Origin of the sequence: Paenibacillus sp. MMS20-IR301, from assembly GCF_032302195.1 — a bacterium.
Classification (GTDB): Bacteria; Bacillota; Bacilli; order Paenibacillales; family Paenibacillaceae; genus Paenibacillus_AQ.
In genome coordinates this window covers 346,607-364,793 of record NZ_CP135275.1, presented here as the reverse complement: position 1 = coordinate 364,793, position 18,187 = coordinate 346,607, and the positions used below count along the sequence as shown (strand labels likewise).

The window sequence follows — 18,187 nt, the reverse complement described above, 5'->3', positions numbered from 1 at the left end:
TTGCGATACCGGACACTAGCCTTTGACTGCGCCGCCCAGTCCTTCGACCAGATAACGCTGAATGAACATGAAGAGCAGCACGGGCGGAATCAGCCCGATAATGCTGCCGGCCGCAAGCGATGCGTACTGGACGCTGAACTCGCCGACCATGAATTTGAGGCCGATCGGTATGGTGAACTGATCCGGCGTTGTAATGAAGGAGAAGGCGACCAGGAACTCATTCCATACCCCGATGAACGCGAATGCGCTGGTAGCCACAATTCCCGGCAGCACAATCGGCATAATAATCGCGAAGATAATCCGCAGCCGTCCGGCTCCGTCCACCATCGCCGCTTCGTCAATCTCCTTCGGTGTCGAGGAGATGAAGCCGCGCATCAGGATCGTGTTGAACGGAACCTGGAGCACGATGTAGAACAGGATCAGTGCGTATGGCGTGTTAATCATCCCGAGATTCTTGAAGATCAGGAACAGCGGAATGACGAACAGGATGACCGGCATCATTTGGGTGGCCAGCAGCACCAGCATGAAGGCTCCCTTGCCCTTGAACTTAAACCGGCTCATGGCGTAGCCGTTCAGTACGGACAGCACCGTTATCGCCACTACAGAGACAACCGACACGAACACGCTGTTCAGGAAATATTGCGAGAAATTGTTGTCATTCCACACATGAATGAAATTCTCGAACGTAGCCGGACTCGGAATATACCGGACTGTGCCGCTCAGCACATCCGCCTCACGCTTCAGCGAGGTGGAAATAGCCCAGAGGAACGGAACCAGCACGAACGCCAGTGTAAGGGCAAGCGGAATGTAGAATAACAGCTTTGAACCAAGCTTACGTTGCCATTTGCTATTCATCCTGCATCCCTCCTGAACGGTTCAGTCTGAGGTACAGGACAACGAAGATCATCAGGAAGGCGAACGTAACTACACCAATCGCCGAGCCGTAACCGTAGTTTCCTTCCAGGATAGAAGTCTTCATCATGTAAATCGGCAGCGTGGTTGTCATATCCATCGGTCCGCCGTTCGTCATAGTGAAGATCATATCGATGGAGTTAAACTCCCAGATCGCCCGCAGCAGCGTGGCGAATACAATGCTTTCCTTCAGGAAAGGCAGTGTGATGAAAAAGAGCTTCTTGACGCTCCCCGCCCCGTCCACCTCGCAGGATTCGTATACCTCATGCGGAATGGTCTGCAGCGCAGCCAGCAGTGTAATTGCGAAGAACGGAATGCCGCGCCACAGCTCGGCGACCACCACGGAGCCAAAAACCGTATGAATATTGGCCAGCCAGGCCACCGGCTCAGAGATCAGGCCCAGCTTCATCAGGATATCGTTAATGACACCGATATGCTGGTTGAACATCAGGGACCACAGCATGGTGGTGAGTACCCCCGACACGGCCCAAGGGACAAGCACCATGGAGCGGACCAGACCGCGCAGCCTGAACGCCTGATTCAGCAGCAGCGCGACAATCAGACCGAACACCAGCTGCAGCACTACCTCTATCAGCACCCACTTCACAGTGATCCACAGCGAAGAGTAGAACATATCATCCTTAGTAAAGATATTCCGGAAGTTCTCAAGCCCGATGTACCCTGCCTTCTGCAGCCTGGTGAAATCATAGCTTTGCACACTGAGGTCAAACACCCTGAAGATCGGGAAGACGAGCAGTCCTGCAATCAGCAGAACCGTCGGTGCGATCAGCAGGTACGGAAACCAGCGGTCGCCTGTTTTTTTACGCGATAATTTAGATTTGACGGTCATTCTCTTGCCGCCGGTTGATTGGGATAATTCCATAACAGCACCTCCACGCTTATCTTAAACCAGAGCGTGAACGTGCTGAATAAACTATCTTTCAAAGATTGTTTGTTTTCTTTAACAGGTTTGTTTGAAATAACTTCACCTTATATCTGCTGCTGGTCCCTGCGGTATTCCGAAGGCGATTTGCCGTAATGCTTCTTGAACAGCACGCTGAAGTATTGCGGATTGCGGTAGCCCACCTGCTCCGCCACCTCGTAGGATTTCGCGTCCGTAGCCGCCAGCAGCTCCGCAGCCTTGTCCATGCGCAGCTGAATCAGGTACTCACTGAAGTTGGTGCCTTTATACTTCTTGAACAGCGTGCTGGCATAGGCAGGTGAAATATGAACATGACCGGCAATGGCCGTCAGATTAAGCTCCTCCTCACGGAAATGCTGCCGGATGTACCGCTCCATCTCCTTCAGCAGGGAATGATGCGAGCTCTGCGAATGGCGGATTTCACCGCTGACGAACACCCCGGCTTCGCCGGTAATCGGCTTCAGCTGCGCAGCAGCCAGCGCCTCGCCGTAAGAAAGTGAGATCCGCTCTATACCTTTGCGGCATGTCCCCAGACCAACGCTGACCTGAAGCTTCAAATAATCCTCCAGTGTCCGGCGGATTTTCTCCAGATGCACTGGCAGGCATTCTGCCGCCGGGTCCTCCCCTGTATCCGCAGCGGGAAGGTTAAAGAGCAGATTCACCCGGTTGTTATAGACTACCGGATACCGGTAAGGGAACGCCTCCGCCCCCAGCTCAGAGCAGATATTGCCGATAGAGAAGAGCAGCAGCTCCGCATTATCCCCTTCTCCCTGGCGGGCGAACCGGCGGCCGTCCTCCGGCTGAATCACCGCAACCTGAAAGAATTCTTCCGGTGCCGCTATGCCCAGATTGCCCAGCTCAACCCGGGCCCACTGCGGATTGGCACAGCCCTCAAGCAGCTCCGCCAGGAACTTATTCTGGATCAGGGACTGGCTCTTCCGGGCTTTTTCAGCCTCTTTCCTCTCCGCCAGAAAGGTACTGGCGGCCGCTGCCACCGCGTTTAAGATCACTTCATTGTCCTCATATTTCAGAATGTAATCCGCCGCCTGCAGCCGCAGCGCCTGCTTGGCATAAGAGAAATCATCGTAGCCGGTCAGAAAGACAACCTTGGTACCGGCATACACCTCGTTAATACGTTCGGCCAGCTGCAGCCCGTCCAGAAAAGGCATTTGGATATCCGTCAGCACCAGATCCGGCTGCAGCTCCTGCATCCGCTCAAGCGCCTCTTCCCCGTCGGCAGCCGTACCGGCTACCTCGATTCCGGCCTGCTCCCAGCGGATATTGCGCTTAAGGCCTTCCCGGATCCACATATCGTCATCTACAATGAGCAGTTTAATCATGAGCGTCTCCTTCTTTCTGTACACGGGGCATCTCTACCGTTACCCGGGTGAATTTCATTTCCTCGCTGCCGATAGCCAGGCCGTATGGCAGTCCGAATTGCAGCACCAGCCGGCGGTGGGCATTCCAGAGTCCGAAGCTCAGCGCATGGTCACCCGCAATATCCGCCTGGAGTGAAGCGCGCAGCTGGCTAAGCCGCTCAGGCAGGATGCCTTGTCCGTTGTCATAAATTTCAAGCACTGCGGTATCCTCCGCCGCATGCCCCTTTATGGCCACCAGCCCTTTGCCGCGCTTGTTCTTGATCCCGTGATAGACTGCATTCTCTACGATCGGCTGCAGCGTCAGCTTCGGGATGCGCAGGGACAACAGCTCATCTTCCACCTCAATCGTATAGTCGAAATCCTGATTATACCGGATATTCAGAATCAGGAGATAGCTGCGCACATGCTCGATTTCTTCCGCCAGGGTAATCAGCTCTGCGCCTTTGCTGATCCCGATACGGAAATACCGGGTTAAGGCGCTCACCATCAAGGAGGCGCGTTCCCGCTCCTCCAGATCAATCAGATGCTTGATCGAACCCAGCGTATTATATAGAAAATGCGGCTGAATCTGCGCCTGCAGCGCCCGCATCTCCGCCTTGCGCTTCTGCTCCTGCTCCTCGCGGACCTCGCTCAGCAGCTGCTCAACCGAATCGGAGAGCCGGGTCAGGCCGGTAGCCAGGACGCCGATCTCATTGTGCTGGTCAATCGCGAAGCTGACACTGAAATCCCCGCGCTCGAAGCGTTTGACCTGCTTGGACAGGTAACGGATCGGATTGCTCAGGTTGCGCGCAGCCAGCGTCGCTGACGCGGCGACCAGCACCAGAATGACCAGGGTTACGGCCAGAACGATCCACTGGATACGCGACGCACCCGCGAGAATATCCTTCTCCGGTACAATGGCCGCCAGCACCCAGCCGTTCAACGGCAGCGTCTGATAGGCAATATCCAGCTTCTGGCCGGCTGCGCTGCCCGCTGTAAGACTGCCGTTCCCGCCCGCAAGCTGCCTCAGGTCGGCAATCGTATCCGGCTGCACTTCATAGTCTGCCTTCAATGTCCTGGAGAACAGCTCGCCGTCCGGGCTGATTAACGCCAGCGCACCGTTCGGGCTGATCTTCACATTTTGCATAATTTCCAGAAAGTAACTTTCACGCAGGTTAATCAGCACGATCCCGCTGGAGGAGGAGGTGGGTGTACCGATCATTTTGAAGCTGCTGAGCACCCGCCTGTCCTCTACCGTATCAAAGACAGCGTCTTTATGGCTGTTGAGCCAATAGTAGCCTTTCTCGGATGTGTTATACCGCTGCTGCCAGGCCGGAAGGTCGATCGAGACGCTGCGGGGTACATACTCCTGCTGGAGGCTGAAGGAACGGCCGTTATTGAAGGCAACATAGATGGAATCGACCATCGCATTATAGGTGTGGTATACATTGCCCAGCCGGTTATGCAGCTCAATAATGTCATTGAATTTCTGCGGGGTATCCCCCTGATCGTTCACAGACAAGAGATTACGCAGCGACGTAGTATCCTCCAGATTAACCAGCTGTTCAAATATAGTCAGAAACTTATCATCCAGAAACAAAGCCGTTTGATAGGTGGTATCCGCCTGCGAATACAGCGAGTTTTTGCGGAGCTGGTCGCTGGCGGACCAGTAGGAGAACGAGCCTGTAGCAATAACGGACAGAATCATTACCGGCAAAAAAGTAATCAGCAGCTTAGCCTGTATAGGCTTATCAAGAAAATAACGCTTCATGTGGCCTCTTCCTCTCCCCCGTTTGCGGTACAGCGCGTCTGAATTTTACGGCCGGCTCAAATGTAAGGGCTTTAATAAGGCTCGAGTCTAACACATAATCGGACATTAGGAAACAAATCTTATCACCTGATTACCGGGGGAGGCGGGAAATACAGACCCTTATGGACACCACAGCCTTTATTCGCTCAAAATAGGCCTTTTGGGCGGTCTTGCGGACACCATGGCCCTTATCCGCCGCTTTTCATGGGCAAATTTCACTTTTCCGGTGAAATAACGGCGCTCATGTCCGTAAGACCAACACTCAGGTGCCTTTCCGCTGGCTTAACGCCTCTCCTGTCCGTAACGCTCAGCCAGTCACTTGAACAACCATTACGCGACTGGCTGCTTGCTGAACAGGGAGCCAATTCCGTCCATTTACCTGCGCGGCAGCTCATTGTACATGATTGTCCGCTTAAAGATGAGACTTGCGGCAGCTGCCCGCCCCGGATTTTTGGATGATTACTGCTGTTCATGGTGAAAATCCAATCCCTGATCAATAAAAAAGACCCCTGGTATGGGGTCCCGCGCAGACTCTCTATTGCCTGCTACAGCTTTTGCCCGCCCTGATAGGCGGTCTCGTCCTGGCGCACTTTCCAGCCGGCAGCCTTCGCCTGCTCAAGCAGCTCCGTTCCGTCATCCAGCGGCTTGTAGCCAATTGAATCCTCCAGATAACCGATATCATAATAATTGTCGCTATTAGCTGAAGTGCCGTATAGATTCATATATGGAATACCGGCGTCCGCTTCGATACAGCAGATCACCAGCTGCAGCATATCGCGTTCAGAGATCCAGATATGTCCTGCACGCTCCGAATGGGGCCGGTCATCGCCGGGGAAATTGCCGATCCGGATATTGAAGGATGAGATTCGGCCCTGATCCGCATACAGGCGGCCGAGCAGCTCGATATAACATTTGCTCAGCCCGTAGAAGCTGTCCGGCCGGTAAGGGTCCATGACATCGGTCTTCTCATCTGACCGGTAGAAGCCGGTTGCGTGATTTGAGCTGGCGAAGATTATCCGCTTCACCCCGTTTGCAGCCGCCGCCTCGAACAGCTTATAAGCACCGCTCACATTCCCCTGCAGCACTTTGCCGAGGAAATCCTCCTCATCCTTGATCCAGGCAAAATGCAGCACGGCATCCGCTCCCCGCGTCAGCTCAGCCAGCCGCGCTTCATCCGTGATGTCCAGCTGCAGAATCCCTTCCGCTTCATCCGCCTGTATATCCGCACCGGTAATAGCATACCTGTCATCTGCCTTCAAGCCCTGATAGATCACATTGCCGATTCTGCCTGACGCCCCTGTCAAGAGCAGTTTGCGCTTCATCTCCCGCCAGCTCCCTTCCGCTGTTCCAGTTTCGGTGTAATGTTAGTTATTACCCGCCGGGAGAGGGCATTATACAAACTATAGTGTACTTATTCTGTATGACTCTGGCCTTCATCACTGTTCATCACTGAAACACCCCAGATTGTCTTCCGCAAACTCCCGGAACGTCCGCGGCTCCCGGCCGGTCAGCTCCCTGAACTCATGGCTCACCCTTTGCGCCGTGCCCATCCGGGTCATGAAATAGAGGGCAACCGTAACATTAACATAAGCCTTATCCAGCCCACGGTGCTTAATATAATACCGTCTGTACCGTAGAAACCCCGGCCTTACGTAGGTGATCTTCCGTCCGGTAACCTCACTCAGAATCTCAGCCACCTGATTATAATCCAGGGACTCTGAACCCGTTATAGTGTAGGCAGTATTAGCGAACCTCCCGGGGTCCTTCAGCACCGTGGCTGCCGCAAGCCCGATATCGGCAGCATCGATGAAGCTCGCCTTGCTCTTGCCGGCCGGAATGAAGATCTGATTCTGCCGGCGGATCTCCTCGGCATGAATCCCCGACAAATTCTGCATGAAGAAGCCCGGACGGATATGGGCATAGGGAATGCCGGAAGATTCTATGTATTTCTCAATCTTGTAATGCGGCGGTACACTATTCTTCTCGATGCCCATCAGGGACAGGAAGGACACAAGTGTGATGCCGTGATCCTTCATGGCATCAATGAACGGGTACAGATCCTCCGGCCTGCCCAGATGCGGCGGCCGCATCAGAAAGACACGGTCCACACCTGCAAGTGCGGCTGCAAACGTGCTCTGCTTAGTGAAATCCAGCTCCACACAGGTTACCCTGCCGTTAAATTTACGTTCCAGCCTGCCGGCATCGGTCCCCGCAGCTGTAACCCGCTCGCCTGTCTTCAGCAACTCTTCCACCACATAACCGCCGACATTGCCGGAAGCTCCTGTGACTAATACGCTCATGGACGTCCCGCCTCCCCGCTTAAGATTTCTGTAGCCTGCTGCATTAAATCTATGAACCTCCCGAAATCGGCGCTGCCCATCTGCTCTTCAAGCTGCTCCATACTGCGGAAATATTCAGCCGCCGTAGACTCTACCAGCTCACGGCCCGCTGCCGTTAATGAAACGGTATAGCTTCGGCCATCTGTAGGTGATGCCGCCTTCTGCAGATACTGCTGCCGGACCAGAGAATTAATCATCACCGTAACCGACGGCTTGGAGATCCGGAAGAAGCTGCTGACCAACAGCGGCGTAACCGGCTCCTCCTGCTTCTCAATATAGATGAGCACGCCCATCTCACTCGAGCGCACAGGAATTCCCTTCTTAACCTGCATCTGCTGCCGGCAAAATAACCCGACAATCTCCGCACTCCTTACCGTGCTTTCCTTCATCTGCACACCTCATTTTAGTTAGTCTGATTAACTATATTCTCACACGCCTGCCTGTCTTTTGTCAAAATCAATTTCTTGGGCCGAAACGGCAAAGAAGCGCCTAAGCGCTTCTTACCAAATGAATTGCAGCTCCGGATTCTCTCACCAGGCTGCTGCGAATCTTCAGATCCGCAGCGGACCGTATTCATAGTCCGTCTATATCATATATTGTTCCAGCGATAGCCGGTCCTTCACAATCAGCTGTTTATTGCCGATCAGCTCAATAAGCCCGAGATCCTCGAAGATGGCGAACTTACGGCTGATCGTCTCCCGGGTAACGCCGACATAGCTGGCCAGCTCCTCACGGGAGAGCGGCAGCTTAATGAAGGTGCCGCCGCTGCGCGGCTTGCCGTACTTGTCGCTAAGCTCCAGAATCATATAGGCAATCCGGATCTCCGGGTCCTTGGTCGCCAGGCTCTGGGCCAGATTCTCCGTGTGGGCGAGCCGCTTCGAGACCGTCTTCAGCAGCTTAATCGTGATATCCGGATTCTCAGTCATCAGCTGCTCCATATCCGGCCGGGTCAGCAGGCAGATGGCGGTATCAGTCAGGGCATAGGCGCTGAAATTGCTCAGCTCTTCACTGCTGAGAATATTCAGCTCGCCGAAGAATTCCCCGCTGCTCAGCACATGCAGAATCTGCTCCTTGCCCTGCGGCGTCATCTTGGACAGCTTCACCTGCCCCTGCTGAATGATATATAAAGTGTCGGTAGGCTGCTCTTCGAGAATTAGCGCCTGGCCTTTGGCATATTTGCGGTGCTTGATCATTTCACTGATCCGCGAGAGCTCCCCGTTACTCAAATGTGCGAAAATCGGCACCTTGCGGGTACACGGCTCCGCAGCGTTCTTGCAGGAATGTTCCGGCATTTCCTATCCCTCCCAGGTTCATCTGCCAGCTTAATGGAGCGGCTGTTCCTTAAGACACAATCCTTTTCTGGGCTACCGGTTCGAAATGGCTCGTATCCTCACCGCACACCGGGCAGACCCAATCCTCCGGCAGATCCTCAAAAGCTGTACCCGCACAAACATCCTCATCCGGATCACCCAGCGCCGGATCGTAAATATAGCCGCAAGGCTTACAAATATATTTGGTCATGGTTAGTTCCTCCTGTAATCATTGATTTTAGTTGTACTCTGTACAACTAAACCTGCCGTATTCTGCCTTCACAGGGTTTTAGTTGTATTTAGTACACTTATATTTCCGGAAATCGTTCAAAATACGCCATCTGTGCAGTTATAGTTGCACGAAATACACTTAAGGTGTGTACACGGACAGTAATGCCGGTTTTAGTTGTAAAAACTACAGTTAATCCACATCAGTGCGGGTAGCAGGCATCCGATTCGTTTATAGAACAACTATTACTCAGCAGGCTTTTGACCGTGATCCGCTATGCCAGCCTGCTCTCTACCGCACTCATAATTTCCTCCAGGCTGCGGCTTGCAAGATCTATGCCTTCCAGGCTTACGGCCTGCTCCACTGCGGACTTATAGATCAGTGAGGCAGCGGCACCCTCCCAGGAGATAGCTCCGGCCAGCCTGTTGTCCTTCACATAAATCTTGGTGTACACGCCATCCGCCTCAGCCGATACCGTCTGGTCACACTGGCGCTCATCCGTATTCCCGATCGAGAACAGCGAGCTGCCAAAGGCGTTAAACAGTGTAACCGGCGTTGTTCTGCGGTAATCTGCAGGCTCAGCTGCCGCCATATTGCCTCCGGCAACCTTGCCCTGCTCCATCGCTCCGCCCCACAGCCCTTCAACGAGGCCGTCCAGCTCGGCCAGATCTCCGGCAGCATATATATGCGGCGCGCTTGTCTGCAAATGCGTATTCACTACGACCCCTGAACGGGTAGTGATGCCTGTATTCTGCATAAGCCCGGTATTCGGTACAATTCCGATGGAGTATACAACATGGTCACACGGAACCACCGTCCCGTTATCCAGCGTCACACCTGTGACTGCCTCTTCACCTGTAATTGCGGCCACTCCCGCATGAAGCTTAACCTGTACTCCATGCTGCTCCAGGCTGCCGCGCAGCCGTTCAGAGGAAGCTTCATCCAGCTGTCTTGCCATCAGGCGCGGGGCCGCTTCAACAACCGTCACCGGATAGCCGGCTTCATGCAGCGCCCATGCCGTCTCCAGCCCCTGGACTCCGCCGCCGATGACCACGACCTGCTGGCCGCTGGTCAGGCTTGCCTTCAGCTGATCGGCATCACCGAGTTCCCGGATCGTGTGGACATTCTTCAGACCTGCTCCGTCTACGCTCAGCGCCCGGTTGCGGGCGCCCATGCAGAGCAGCAGCTTATGGTAGGTTACCCGCCGGCCGTCTGCTGTCTCCACCTCCTGCGATTCCGGGTGAATGGACGCTACCCGGCTTGCGGTATGAAGGGTGATCCGATTCTCCCGGTACCACTTCTCCTTCTTGATCAGCACCTTCTCGCTGTGCAGATCGCTGAACAGCCCTTTGGTCAGCTTAATCCGGTTGTAGGGCAGATGGTTCTCTTCACCAAAGATCGTAATGTCCGACTCCGCATCCCGGTCACGGATCGCCTTGGCGGCATGAACCGCTGCTACGCCGCTGCCGACTATCACATAATGTCTGTTCATCTCTGTACCCCCCTTTAGATTGCGCTCAGCAGCAGATCAGAGACAAATTCAGCGGCATTCTTGATTCTCTGTGTCTTCTCGGCCTCTTTCGGGGAGAAGCGGACACGGATCGGGAATTCCACATGGGTCATTCCGGTGGATTTGATCACATCAGATGTGCTCTGCACGCTCATATTGGTTCCGTTCAGATAATCCTGAATGACTTCAATCGCTTCACCGCTCCAGCCGTAAGAGCCGAAGGCTGCAGCCAGCTTGCCCTCCAGATTCATCTGCTGCAGCTCCTTCAGCAGCGGCTCCAGATTGCCGATCATATCGGCATAACGGGTCGAGCTGCCGATGAAGACGGCGTCTGCTGCGGCGATGCTGTCCAGAATAACGGACCGCTCGCTTTTATCCGCATCCCATACGGTAGTCTCAATTCCGTTCTCCTGCAGCGTGGCCTGCAGAATGCCGGCCATCTTCTTCGTATTGTTCTTAATGGTTGTATACACGATAGCCGCTTTCTTCCCTTCGGTCGTCTCCCGGCTCAACTCGGCATACAGATCCATATACTTCTGGACGTCTTCGCGGATCAGGAACCCGTGAGAAGGGGCGATCATCTCAATATCCAGATCCTTAACAGCTTCCATCAGTGTACGGACATATCTTCTGTGCGGATGGATAATTGCGTTATAGTAACCTTTGAAGTCCTCGGTAATGTCGAACCCGGCTTCATCGCTGAACAGCTTATCCACAGCCACATGGGTGCTGAAGATATCGCAAGGGTAGAGGATTTTGTCCTCCACACAATAAGTGATCATCGTCTCAGCGGTATGCAGGTACGGAGTCTCTTTGAACAGCAGCGTTTTGCCGCCGATATCTAGCGTATCCCCGTCCTTCACCGCCAGGAAGTTGCGGCTGTGCAGCTTGTACATTTCCTGCAGCTCCGGCACGGCGATCTCCGTGCACACGATCGTTGCATTAGCCGCCTGTGAGGCCAGTGCCGCTAGACCCCCGGAGTGATCCGGCTCGGTATGGTTGATTACAATGTAGGCAATATCCAGCGGATCAATCAGCTCCGCCATCCGCTCCGCATATTCACGGCCGAACTCCATATCCACCGTATCGATAACGGTCGGCTTGCCTGTTTTGAGCAAATATGAATTATAGGTGGTTCCCTTCGCCAGGATCAGCCGGTGGAACGGAACCTCCCGGTTGTCGATTTTGCCTACCCAGTACGTATCCTTAGCAATCTTAATCTCTGTATTGTTCATCTCTCACGCCTCCAATTGATAATGTCTATCAGCAACCTCATTCTATAACGGGTGCCGGGTGCAAAAGGAGGATTGAAATCAAATTTTGAAAAGTTTGCTCGGGAGTGGAGGTTTACATGAATGAATATACACCTTTCAGAAAAGAAGGAGGTGCGTGGAGTCACACCTCGGATTACAGCCGGGCGGATACATCAACAGAGCAGCGTTCTCCCGGTATGGAAGTGCCGCTGCTCTGCGATTTCAGTGATATGCAGTTATCTATTCTAACCGGCCTTCATTGCCCCTTGCCGCCGATAGTCCCAAGGCCAGAGCGCCGCATAATCCCGCCTGCTGGCCCAGCCCCGGAGCCGTAATATACTCGTCCATCCGCTCCAGAATGGCATCCGTATTGACATAGCCGTTCAGATTCCGCAGGACCGCCCGGCGGATCAGCGGATACAGCTGCACCTGCTGCATTACGCCGCCGCCGAGTATAATTTTGTGCGGAGAGAGCAGCAGTATGGCTTGGGTGATGGACTGGGCAAGATAATAGGCTTCAATCTCCCATGCCTTGTGCTCCGCCGGAAGCTCATACCCCTTCTTGCCCCACCGGGCTTCAATGGCAGGGCCCGCCGCCATTCCTTCGAGACAGTCTCCGTGGTATGGACAGTGTCCGGCATAATCATCCTCCGGATGACGCCGTACCGGCACATGCCCGCCTTCTGGATGGACAAGACCGTGGACTAACCGGCCTTCGGAATATACGCCGACACCAATGCCGGTGCCTACAGTCATGTACAGACAACTGGACAGGCCCCGCGCAGCCCCCCACTTGACCTCTCCGTATGCCGCTGCATTCACATCGGTATCCCAGCCGAACGGAACCGGAAAGACCTGCTTCAAGGCGCCAAGCAGATTATAGTTTGCCCATCCCGGCTTCGGCGTGGTCGTAATGCAGCCATAGGCCGGGCTGCCTGGAGAGAGATCAATGGGGCCGAAGGAGCCGACTCCGATAGCCTCTACCTCTTTACCCTGAAAATATTCAATAACCTGGGGCATCGTCTGCCCCGGATGATTTGTCGGGAAGCTGATCTGCTCCAAGATCACCCCGTTCTCATCCCCGATCCCGCAGATGAATTTGGTTCCGCCGGCTTCAATAGCTCCTATACGCATCCAGGCAGCCCTCCCGTTACCGGCTGCCGCCGGCAGGCGCAGCAGGAGACAGCTCATAAATACGGACCGAAAGGAACCGCTTCTCCTCCTGCTCTGCAAATGCGGCCAGACCGGTTGATCCGTGCTCAGGGAATATTAGATCTGTAATAACTGCCTGGCCTCCGCCGGCAAATACCTCAACCGAGGAGCGGTCCACATAGATATGCAGATCACAGGCTGCTGCCGGAGCTGCGAGCCTGGCGGAATGCATTCCTGCGAACAGCGGGTGGAAGCTGCTCTTCCCGGATACCCTCCGGTCAACATACAGCTCCTGCGTCTGCCCGTTAATTCCGGCAAGCGTCTGCTCAGCGGCGCCTGCCTTCATGCGGAACCCGGCAGTCATTCCAGGCGCAAGCTCCGCTTCAATTACATATGCCTCCAGCTGAATACCGGCACATGCCGCATTAATCTCTTGCGCAGAAGCGTTGGTGAGCGACAGGACCGGAATTCGCACCGCTTCCAGCTCTTGTGCAGGCCGCTGAATAAGCGCGGCCTCCCCGTTTCTTGTCTCCAGCGTAAGCTCCCTGGGAATGGTCATCGCCCCGCGGAAGCCTGCGGACGGCGTCTGCGGCGCATACATCCAGTTGCTCATCCAGCCGATGAACAGGCGTCTTCCGTCTTCCTCCGGCAGATCGGACCAGCTTACGCCGGCATAATTATCCCTGCCGTAATCCACCCAGCGGATGCTATGCGAAGCCTCGTCAGGCGTGAACACCTCACCGTCAAAGCCGCCAGTGAAATACTGTGTCCGCGAGCCTTCCTCATAGGCAGGGTCAGCGCCAATGCTGACGAGCATTACCCAGCGGATCTTCTCCTTATCCCCGTCCACAGCCAGCGGGAACAGATCCGGACACTCCCATACCCCGTCATGCGAACCGGTGCCTGTGCCGAATTCGCTGGCGAAGGTCCAGTGAATCAGGTCCGGCGAATGATACAGGCAGACGGTCTGGCCGCAGGCGACAATCATGACCCACCGGCTCCGCTCCCTATCCCAGAATACTTTGGGATCACGGAAATCAATGAAGGTATCATGTGTAAGCACCGGGTTCCCGGCGTATTTCGTCCAGGTTCTGCCGTTATCCTTACTATAGGCAATACTCTGATACTGAAGCGGATGCTCATCTTCCGGCCTGTTCAGATGATGTGTGAAGATTGCCACCAGACCCGGTTTTTCCCCGAAAAATCCCGTCGTATTGTGCCAGTCGACCACAGCGCTTCCCGAAAAAATCATCCCCAGCTCATCCGGCACCAGCGCAAGCGGCAGCTCCTCCCAAGTCACCAGGTCCTTACTCACCGCATGACCCCAGTGCATCTCGCCCATAGTCATCCCGTCCGGGTGATGCTGGAAGAACAAATGATATTCCCCCTCGAAGTACACCAGCCCGTTCGGATCATTCATCCAGTTCTTCTCGGGTGAGAAATGATAGACCCCCCGGTAGTTTTGTTTAGTAGTTGCTGACATTATGATTTCTCCTTTTCTCCCGGATAGATTGAACCGAGAATTTAGAGAAAAGGCCGGGCTCAACTGAGGGAAAGGCTTGGACTTCGCCACTGTAAGAATTGGATTAGATTATACTTGTGATTTATTATTCCGGGGATTAACCGCAGCTGCAGAGAATGTTTGGACTTCCGGCCGCTGTTGTCTGCAGATTTCTTGATTATAACCGCTGTTAGCGGTGGAAATCAGCAGACAAAGGCGGATGCTATGCTCCTACAGTTCCAAACTTCTCCTCCGCCACCCCCCCCTGAAGCTATATCTCCAAGTTTGATTTAAATCCCTATCCTTCCGATGCCAGTCTTCAGTTCCAGCCTAATCCTCCGCTGCTCCGCTCCCTTTTCTCAAGATTCCGGTTCAATCTTAATTTATATTTATATATTATTTACTTCCCCGTTGCCCTGTCGTAGCCGCTCTGCTTGATCGTCAGCCATTCCTGCAGGCCCAGGCGGTCCAGCTCCTTAAGATAATCGGCCCACTGCGCATCTATTTTGCCGTTCTGGTACCATTCGGTCCGCATTCTGAGCACATAGGCGAACAAGTCGGTTTCAATCGTCGTCAGCCGGTCCAGCTCGTCGATGGAGTGGAATACGCTCGGCATCACGTTCTCTGCCTTCATTTTCGGCGCCATAATGTTCTTGACGATATCCATTCTGCCCTTGGCATCATCCGGCATGGTGGTGTACTTACCATAATAGGAATCGAGGATCGCCAGCGGACCGCCGATGCTCGTCTTCTCGCGCAGCTCAACCGGTGCGGCACCTTCAAGCGGCAGATGCTTCAGCATGGCCGCTGCCTCATCGAACTCAAAGATGTTCTGCTGCGTCTCATCACCATAGGTACCCCAGTTGTCCTGTACGGACTGGAGCGGATCATACAGCTGATCCACCCATTTCGCTGTAGTTTCCAGGTTCTTATTCGCGCTCGTAATGACCATCTTGCCGCGGCCAAGACCCAGGGCGTTCGTCCGGGTGACATTGATTTCACCATCCGGTCCCGCCAGCGGCGGCATTACTTCATAGGCATCGTTAGCGCCGGAGATATTCGCTTTATCCCAGGAGAAATAAAGGCCGTATTTCTGATCCTTCCCTTTGGCCAGATAAGTGCTCCAGTCCTGGGTGTAGGCTTCAATATCAATCAGCTTCTCTTTGTACAGCTCATTGATGAATTTCACCGCATTCTTGTAGTCCTCCTGCGCAGCCGTAAAGATTACTTTGCCGTCATTGCTGACCACCGCATGGTCAGGATTCTCACCGAGTCCGAACGAACCGAACAGGAAGGCCAAATCCTCCGCTCCCGGCTTGTTAATGAAGGACAACGGAATTTCGTCCGCCTGGCCGTTGCCGTTCGGATCCCCAGTCTTGAAGGCAATCAGCACCTGCTTCAATTCTTCCGTGGTGGCCGGCATATCAAGGCCCAGCTTCTTCAGCCATTCCACATTAATCCAAGGCATGCTGTCCACCGCCTGGATTCTTTCCTTGCCGTTGCCAAGCTCCTCAATCCAGGGGAATGCGTAAATGTTGCCGTCTGGTGCTGTAATCATGCTTTTATACTCGGGAGCTTCCTCCAGTACCTTGCTGAAGTTAGGCATATTCTGCTCGATCAGCTCATTCAGCGGAATGATGGCGCCGTCTTTGGCCAGCTTCAGCAGCTCATAATCGCTATAGTCCGCATTGAAAATCGCATCCGGAAGGTCGCCGCTGGCGACAGCCAGATTTCTTTTCTCCACAAACACATCATTCGTGAAGTTCTTCCAGTTGATATGCACATTCGTTTTCTCTTCGAGCCGTTTATTGATCAGCTTGTCATTCGGGTCGGCCGGAGCCAGCGCGGAGCTTTGCGTAATGAAGTTCAGGGTAACTTTGCCGTCCGGGTCCTGTTGCTCACTGGCAGCTTTTCCTCCTCCTCCCCCGCCGCCGCAGGCTGCAAGGAACATGAAGGAAGCGAGGACAGAGGCTGAAGCAGTTTTGGACAATACTTTGGATCTGTTTGATCTTGTCACCGGAAATGACCTCCAATATAAATAAGAATGAAAGAAGCTTATCTATGTGCGGGCCGCTGCCTATTTAATGGAGCCGACCATGACACCTTTCTCAAAATACTTCTGGAAAAACGGATACATAACAATCAGCGGGACGCTTGAGACCACGATTGCCGCATACTTGATAATTTCCGACAAGCGCTTCATTTCCGCCGCCGCCAGCTGATCACTGATCATGCCCGGGTCTACCTGATTCTGAATCAGGATGGAGCGCAGCACGAGCTGCAGCGGATGGAGATTAGGATTATCAAGATAGATCATCGCGTCGAAATAGGAATTCCACTGGCCGACAAAAGCGTACAGCGCCAGCACGAAAATAATCGGCTTGGAGAGCGGCAGTACGATGCTGAAGAAAATCCTCATCTCCGAAGCGCCGTCGACATTGGACGCCTCCTTCAGCTCCTTCGGTACCCCCTTGAAGAAGGTCCGGGACAAAATAATATTCCAGACGTTCACTGCCCCGGGAATAATTACCGCCCAGACGGTATCCAGCAGCCCCAGGTTTTTGACCAGCAGGTAGGTCGGGACCAGGCCGCCGCCGAAGAACATTGTGAAGAGGAAGACGGTCATAAACAGGCCTTTCCCCTTGAGCCGCTCATCCGACAGGGCATATCCGGCGCAGACTGAAACCATAACGGTAAGAACAGCAAAAGCCGAGGCATACAAAACCGCGTTGGCAAATCCCCGGAGCATCGCCGGATTGGTAAGAATCATCCTGTAGCCTTCAGCGGACCAGTCGGACAGGCGGAAGGAAATCCCCCGGCTGAGCAGCACGGACGGATCCATGAAGGAAGCAATCACCACATAGATGAGCGGAAGAATCACAACCAGCACGGCCAGGGTCAGAAAAGCAGCGTTCAGCGCAAGCATAAAACGGTCCATCCGGGAATGTTTGACGAACATGACTTGTTGCTCCTTTCTTAGTAAAGGCCTTCGCCCTCATTCAGCTTCTTCACGGTGAAGTTCACCGTAACCAGCAGGATGACATTGATGATCGAATTGAACAGCCCTACCGCAGCTGAGTAGGCATAGTCACCGGACTGCAGGCCGATTTTGTATACATAGGTCGGGATGATCTCCGAGGCCGGAAGGTTCGTGGCCGTCTGCATGAGATAAGCCTTCTCGAAGCCGATCGACATGATTCCGCCTGCCGCAAGAATGAACACAATCGCCATAATCGGGCGGATGGCCGGAAGATCAATATGACGGATTCTCTGCAGCAGATTTGCCCCATCCAGATTCGCCGCATTATGTAACTCAGGGTCCACATTCGCCAGCGCCGCCACATAGATGATGGAAGCCCAGCCCGCCCCCGTCCAGATGTCGGACAGAATATAGATCCAGCGGAAGTACTCCGGACGCGACATGAACATTACCGGCTCACCGGCAATCCAGCTGAACAGTTGATTCACAGGTCCTGTCGGTGACAGGAAGATAAACAGCATGCCCACCACCACAACGACAGATATAAAGTTAGGCGCATACAGGAACAGCTGGACATTCTTCTTCACTCCGGCCCGGCGGACCTGATTCAGCATCAGCGCTAGCAGGATGGGCACTGGGAACGTCAGAATCAGACCGGACAAGCTCAATTTAAGCGTATTCATAAAAATAACTCCGAAGTTTGGGGATGACAGGAATTTCTCAAAATTGTACAGTCCGACCCATTCACTTCCCATGATCCCCTTGAGCGGACTGAAATCCTTAAAGGCAATAACTGCACCATACATCGGACCGTATTTGAAAATCAGGGTCAGGATCAGCGCAGGCGACAGCATGAGATACAAAAAGTAATGCTTCTTTACATATTCCATCAGAGAGCCTTTCCGCTCCGC

16 protein-coding genes are annotated in these 18,187 nt (G+C 53.9%); all 16 read right to left on the bottom strand.

The window, feature by feature from the left end; all coding sequences use genetic code 11:
- Positions 1–15: 15 nt before the first annotated feature.
- Entirely contained in the window at positions 16–855 is an 840-nt protein-coding gene (locus tag LOS79_RS01580; RefSeq protein ID WP_315415795.1) for a carbohydrate ABC transporter permease, read from the bottom strand.
- Complete coding sequence (locus LOS79_RS01575) at positions 848–1,795, bottom strand: carbohydrate ABC transporter permease (RefSeq protein WP_315415794.1); 948 nt, start codon at positions 1,793–1,795, stop codon at positions 848–850. Before LOS79_RS01575 ends, LOS79_RS01580 begins: the two co-directional genes overlap by 8 nt.
- A 107-nt stretch (positions 1,796–1,902) precedes the next feature.
- On the bottom strand, positions 1,903–3,174 hold the full coding sequence (locus tag LOS79_RS01570; RefSeq protein WP_315415793.1) for a response regulator: 1,272 nt from the start codon (positions 3,172–3,174) through the stop codon (positions 1,903–1,905).
- Positions 3,167–4,963, bottom strand: a complete 1,797-nt coding sequence (locus LOS79_RS01565; protein WP_315415792.1) for a sensor histidine kinase — start codon at positions 4,961–4,963, stop codon at positions 3,167–3,169. Before LOS79_RS01565 ends, LOS79_RS01570 begins: the two co-directional genes overlap by 8 nt.
- Positions 4,964–5,547: 584 nt before the next feature.
- Positions 5,548–6,324, bottom strand: coding sequence for an NAD-dependent epimerase/dehydratase family protein (locus LOS79_RS01560; protein WP_315415791.1), 777 nt, complete (start codon positions 6,322–6,324; stop codon positions 5,548–5,550).
- Positions 6,325–6,438: 114 nt separating this feature from the next.
- Entirely contained in the window at positions 6,439–7,302 is an 864-nt protein-coding gene (locus LOS79_RS01555) for an SDR family oxidoreductase (protein ID WP_315415790.1), read from the bottom strand.
- Entirely contained in the window at positions 7,299–7,730 is a 432-nt protein-coding gene (locus LOS79_RS01550) for a MarR family winged helix-turn-helix transcriptional regulator (RefSeq protein ID WP_315415789.1), read from the bottom strand. Before LOS79_RS01550 ends, LOS79_RS01555 begins: the two co-directional genes overlap by 4 nt.
- Before the next feature lie 195 nt (positions 7,731–7,925).
- Complete coding sequence (locus LOS79_RS01545; RefSeq protein WP_315415788.1) at positions 7,926–8,633, bottom strand: Crp/Fnr family transcriptional regulator; 708 nt, start codon at positions 8,631–8,633, stop codon at positions 7,926–7,928.
- 49 nt (positions 8,634–8,682) lie between these two features.
- Entirely contained in the window at positions 8,683–8,862 is a 180-nt protein-coding gene (gene rd / locus LOS79_RS01540; RefSeq protein ID WP_315415787.1) for a rubredoxin, read from the bottom strand.
- Between the two features lie 292 nt (positions 8,863–9,154).
- The gene (locus LOS79_RS01535) at positions 9,155–10,372 is read right to left on the bottom strand and encodes an NAD(P)/FAD-dependent oxidoreductase (protein ID WP_315415785.1); all 1,218 of its coding nucleotides are present in this window, start codon (positions 10,370–10,372) and stop codon (positions 9,155–9,157) included.
- Between the two features lie 14 nt (positions 10,373–10,386).
- A complete protein-coding gene (locus LOS79_RS01530) occupies positions 10,387–11,625 on the bottom strand; it encodes an FprA family A-type flavoprotein (protein WP_315415783.1) in 1,239 nt (412 codons plus the stop codon).
- Between the two features lie 258 nt (positions 11,626–11,883).
- Positions 11,884–12,777, bottom strand: coding sequence for an ROK family protein (locus LOS79_RS01525; protein ID WP_315415781.1), 894 nt, complete (start codon positions 12,775–12,777; stop codon positions 11,884–11,886).
- A gap of 16 nt (positions 12,778–12,793) precedes the next feature.
- Positions 12,794–14,278 carry a glycoside hydrolase family 32 protein gene (locus tag LOS79_RS01520; RefSeq protein ID WP_315415777.1) on the bottom strand — a complete coding sequence of 495 codons (1,485 nt, stop codon included), beginning with the start codon at positions 14,276–14,278 and terminating at the stop codon, positions 12,794–12,796.
- A 418-nt stretch (positions 14,279–14,696) separates the two neighbouring features.
- Positions 14,697–16,247, bottom strand: a complete 1,551-nt coding sequence (locus tag LOS79_RS01515; protein ID WP_315421923.1) for an ABC transporter substrate-binding protein — start codon at positions 16,245–16,247, stop codon at positions 14,697–14,699.
- A gap of 126 nt (positions 16,248–16,373) precedes the next feature.
- Complete coding sequence (locus LOS79_RS01510) at positions 16,374–17,255, bottom strand: carbohydrate ABC transporter permease (RefSeq protein ID WP_315415774.1); 882 nt, start codon at positions 17,253–17,255, stop codon at positions 16,374–16,376.
- Between the two features lie 17 nt (positions 17,256–17,272).
- Complete coding sequence (locus LOS79_RS01505) at positions 17,273–18,166, bottom strand: ABC transporter permease (RefSeq protein WP_315421920.1); 894 nt, start codon at positions 18,164–18,166, stop codon at positions 17,273–17,275.
- Positions 18,167–18,187 lie beyond the last annotated feature (21 nt).